The following is a 4,409-nucleotide window of genomic DNA, read 5'->3' on the forward strand; positions in this document are numbered from 1 at the left end:
TTATACAAGGAACTTAATACCCTAGCCAGGACCGTCATATCAACACTGAACTCGCGTCGTGTCTACCTTTGCGTAACTTTTCCATTCACATAATTTATTTCAATATTGTTTTGCACATTTGGCACGAACACATTGTAGCTTAAGCTCCCATCTTTTGACAGGGCTTCAATATGCGCCCCAGCTGGCACAATGTTATTGCCATCGTAGATATCAGTTACTCGGTAACGAACTTGTTTGTTCTGGTCTAAGGCTTTTCTAACCAATCCTTCGTAATAATTCTGTCCAGTAGAATAACTGGAACGGGCTTCATTTGCCCATGCAGTTTGTGTTGCAATGTTGGCTGGATTGGATTCCGATGCATCAAATCCATTGATTCTTCCAACTAATGCATACCCGAGTAAATGACCACGATCGTATGCGTGTTTAGGACCGTTCGTTAAATTAGTATCTTGTAAGAAACCAGCTGGTCGCCAATTAGTTGCGCCATTTCCGGTCTGTTCACGATTCCTGTACTGGCGAGTAGTCTTATTTAACCACGCGTCACCGCGCCATGCTCTACCTTGGTTATCTTCTTCATTGACTGCGTATGGAGCACTATTGATATTAGCATTTAATTGCGGATGGTTATTGTTAACTATATACGCCCCATGACCATTCCATTCCAATGAACCGTTCAATTGATTCTTAACGTTACTAGTTAAAACAACCTTAGCTTGATCTTCACTAGGTGCTGGTAAGCTACTAAACCGACCACTGCTGGAAGATCTTCCAAATTGTCGAAATATGTTTGGAAATGAGTTTGAGGACGCTTCACCTGTGTCTTTTGCCTGGCTTTGAAAGCCAGCGGCTATCGTAAATAGAATTGCAAAGACCGCTAACCAGCGCCATAATTTTTGAAACTTTTTCTTCATATATAAGACCCTCTCAATAATTTGTATGTCTATATTTTACACTATCCCGGCTCATTTGAACATTAGTTCGTATCTCAAAGATAAAAATCCTCGGCAAATGACTGCCAAGGATTTCGATTAAATATTTTTATTAATTTCTGCATCTTCTTTTCCATGTTTTGCACGGTAGAAGTAAATACAGGTCATGATTACAAGGAAAATAACCCCAACTGATACTGAAACTCTTGTGTCAGGATTGATGAACATAAACAACACAATTAATGCCAACATAATTAGTGAAAAGTAATTGTATGCTGGATATAACGGCATCTTAAATGGATGATCACGTAACTGTTCTGGATGAACCTTCCGGAAGTTGAGTTCTGACATCAAGATCACAAACCAAGGAACCATTCCTGGTAGAACACTGGAACTATATACAATGACGAACAAGTCCTTAGAAGCGGAGTTAACAGAAGTTAAAATGAAGTTAACAATGAACCCTAAAAAAATCCAGAAAGAGATCGTAACAATTGCTACGTTTGGCACTACCCGCTTTGATAATTTACCAAAGAATGCTGGAACCTCTTTATCAATTGCTAGTTTGAAAAGCATCCGACTAGCTGAATAAATTCCTGAGTTAGCACCTGAAAGTGCAGCAGTTAGAACAACAAAGTTAATGATTCCTGCTGCTCCAGTAATACCGACCTTAGTAAACGTTTCAACGAATGGTGAACCAACGGCCTTTAATTGGTTCCAAGGATAGATAGAAACGATCACGAAAATGGCACCAATGTAGAAGATTAAAATTCGCCAAAGTACGGATTTTACTGATTTAACAATCGCATGGCGTGGTGAAGCTGATTCACCAGCCGTAATACCAAGTAATTCAATTCCTTGATATGACCCGGCAATGACCGCCATTGAAAAGATGAATCCTTTTAAGCCGTTAGGGAAAAATCCACCGTGGCTCCAAAGGTTTGAAATACCGACTGGATGCCAGTGATTACCCAGTCCAACTACAATGACCAATAGCCCAATAATAATCATGACGATAATTGTGACCACCTTAATCATTGCAAACCAAAATTCAAGTCGTCCGTAGGCTTTCGCAGACGCTAAGTTGGCTAAGGTTAGGAAAATAATCATCACAATTCCTGATAACCAGTCAGGAAGATTTGGCCACCAATAATTTAGGTACTGGGTCATGGCAATAATATCCGATATTCCAACAATGATAAACTGAAAAACGTTACTCCACTTAACCAGGTAACCAGTTAGCGGATGAATATACTTTGCTCCATAATCTGCAAATGATCCAGTTCCCGGACTGATATAGATCATTTCACCTAACGCACGCATTACACCATATAACACGACGCCGACAAATGCATAAGCAAGTAAAACTGATGGTCCAGCCCACTTAATAGTTGACGTTGCCCCCATAAATAATCCAGAACCGATCGTCCCACCAATAGCAATCATTTCCATTTGGGCAGGAGTCATCGACCGTTTCAATTGGGGTTGCTGCTCATTTTTCATAAAATCCCTCATTTTCCAAAAAACGGACCTTCGACCATCTATCTGATGATTGGAAGATCCGTTATTTTTGTAATATTAAATCCCCCAACTAGTTATACAACTTTGGTTGAGGTGGAAGTTGAATATAAATGAACAGTATGTAATTGCATTACTTCAACCTCCTAGATAATCGTCTACATTAGGATATCATTAGAAAAATGAGAATGCAAGTAAGAAAATTAATGACGTTTGCCGGTTTTAAAGAGTCCCAAAACGGATAATAGTGTAACGCCACAAGCAACTACAAGATGACCGGCGTGATTCCCGGTTTGAGGAAGTTTCTCATTTTTAGATTTAGACGTCTTTTTTTGATGGCTAGTAAATGGATGGTTATACTCAGACAAGGTTGCTAACTCTTGTGAGGATGCCTTGCGCTTTGCTGAGTTTGTTTTAGCAAATGGTACTGTGTGCCGTTGGCTCATTTCATCATTAAGATGGGAAGGTGATGATAATGAAAGGCCTTTTTTGTCAAATTCAGTTATTTTGCTTTCATATGCTTTTGTAGCGGTTAAATTTCTTACTTCTTCCTTAGCCCTGTTAGTTTGCAAAGTTTGAGTTAATTGATCGACATTTACTGAGGATGATGGAATTGAAATGACATCTGTATTGGTAGATTCATCAACTGTTAATTTCTTTGGGAGAACTTGATCAGTCATTACACTATCGTCCTGAGAATATGTAATAATGTTATCTTCTCCTACACCGGTATCCACCATAAATCGATGATTAATTTCCGTTTGGATAGCCATGTTTTGATATTGAGGACGACCTTGATCGAAGTCGGTCATTGTACTGCTGTCTGAAACAGATGGAAGAACCTTTTCATCCGTCATCGTCCCACTATCTTTAGTTGTTGATTTACTGATCATAGTATTAACTTCTACAGCTTCATATTGAACAGCTGGTGATGCTATTTCCGTTCCTGTATCAACGAGATGCTTAACGGGTTGTTCAGTCATCGTTCTCTTATCCTGATTAACAGGATGTTCAAGTAAGTTATCCGTTGATGTTGTTTCATTTGCAACCGTGACGGACTGGGTATTAGTTCCCTCATCTACAGTTTGTGGACCTGCTGTTTGGGTTTACTGACTAGGATGCTCAACTGATGATTTTTGTGGTGTTTGCACAGAAGGCTCTTTTTCAGCATTAATGCCTAACTCTGGATTAACGTTACGAACTTTGATGGTTCGATTAAATTTATAACTTCCTGTAATTAACGGTTCACTATCAGCTTTTTTGATAAATTCCATATTTTTAGGAGCAGTTAATTTAACTTTTATTGATCTGTCATATGGAACGTTATAAATGTGGCGGACTACAACTCGGTCATGTTCATCTTTTAAATCAACTTGACATAATGCCTGATTATGATCAAAGTGTTCATTCGCCTTGTAAAAATCAATATGATAAATCGTTAGTGGAATGTTGGGATTTTCATTGTGTGACAATGAATTCGGCATTCCCTTTGCAGGAGTATCATAACCATCAAATATAGGGATGCTAAATCTAGTGGGCCCGTACGAACCATCCTGTGCTTGTTTAATCCATTCAACTTTAGATTGCTGTGTATCATTTACGTTGCCGTCTTTTGAATGAAGTTCTAAAATGCGTTGAGTAGTCACCGCCAGCTTGTCCTGTTTAGTAGCAGTCACCTGATTACTATTGTCAGCTGCCATTACTGATTTAACTGGACTAACCATCATCACTCCACCAATTGCACAAACACATAACATATAGTTTTGCCATTTTGAAATTTTCATTTACATTTCCTCCTTAAAAATTGCGCTCGTTATTTAATGACGCAAAAAGAAAGAAAGTTTATTTTTATCTGGCAGATTGCAATAAATAACTTGAACAAATTTAATGACGCAGATTAAGCAAGAAGATCTCAATTGGAGTTCGCCAGTTCAAACATTTGAGAGGCCGTGAATTCAGATA

General features: G+C 38.6%; 4 protein-coding genes. All 4 read right to left on the reverse strand.

Translation table 11 applies throughout. From position 1 onward, the window contains the following. Positions 1-62: 62 nt before the first annotated feature. The 4 genes from H5975_RS07325 to H5975_RS07340 all read right to left on the reverse strand — a co-directional run bounded on the left by H5975_RS07325 (position 63) and on the right by H5975_RS07340 (position 4,231). Positions 63-911: a DNA/RNA non-specific endonuclease gene (locus H5975_RS07325; protein WP_204785495.1), complete on the reverse strand. Its 849-nt coding sequence runs from the start codon at positions 909-911 to the stop codon at positions 63-65. A 117-nt stretch (positions 912-1,028) separates the two neighbouring features. After that, positions 1,029-2,444, reverse strand: coding sequence for an amino acid permease (locus H5975_RS07330; RefSeq protein ID WP_204785496.1), 1,416 nt, complete (start codon positions 2,442-2,444; stop codon positions 1,029-1,031). A gap of 206 nt (positions 2,445-2,650) precedes the next feature. Continuing rightward, a complete protein-coding gene (locus H5975_RS07335; protein WP_204785497.1) occupies positions 2,651-3,430 on the reverse strand; it encodes a hypothetical protein in 780 nt (259 codons plus the stop codon). Between the two features lie 123 nt (positions 3,431-3,553). Then, positions 3,554-4,231 (reverse strand): hypothetical protein, encoded by a 678-nt coding sequence (locus tag H5975_RS07340; RefSeq protein ID WP_204785498.1) that lies wholly within the window; start codon positions 4,229-4,231, stop codon positions 3,554-3,556. Positions 4,232-4,409 lie beyond the last annotated feature (178 nt).

Origin of the sequence: Limosilactobacillus coleohominis, from assembly GCF_016901675.1 — a bacterium.
Lineage (GTDB): Bacteria > Bacillota > Bacilli > Lactobacillales > Lactobacillaceae > Limosilactobacillus > Limosilactobacillus intestinavium.

Coding starts and splice junctions, on each gene's coding strand:
- H5975_RS07330 (WP_204785496.1), bottom strand. CDS start 2,444: ATGAGGGATTTTATGAAAAATGAGCAGCAACCCCAATTGAAACGGTCG.
- H5975_RS07325 (WP_204785495.1), bottom strand. CDS start 911: ATGAAGAAAAAGTTTCAAAAATTATGGCGCTGGTTAGCGGTCTTTGCA.
- H5975_RS07335 (WP_204785497.1), bottom strand. CDS start 3,430: ATGACTGAACAACCCGTTAAGCATCTCGTTGATACAGGAACGGAAATA.
- H5975_RS07340 (WP_204785498.1), bottom strand. CDS start 4,231: ATGAAAATTTCAAAATGGCAAAACTATATGTTATGTGTTTGTGCAATT.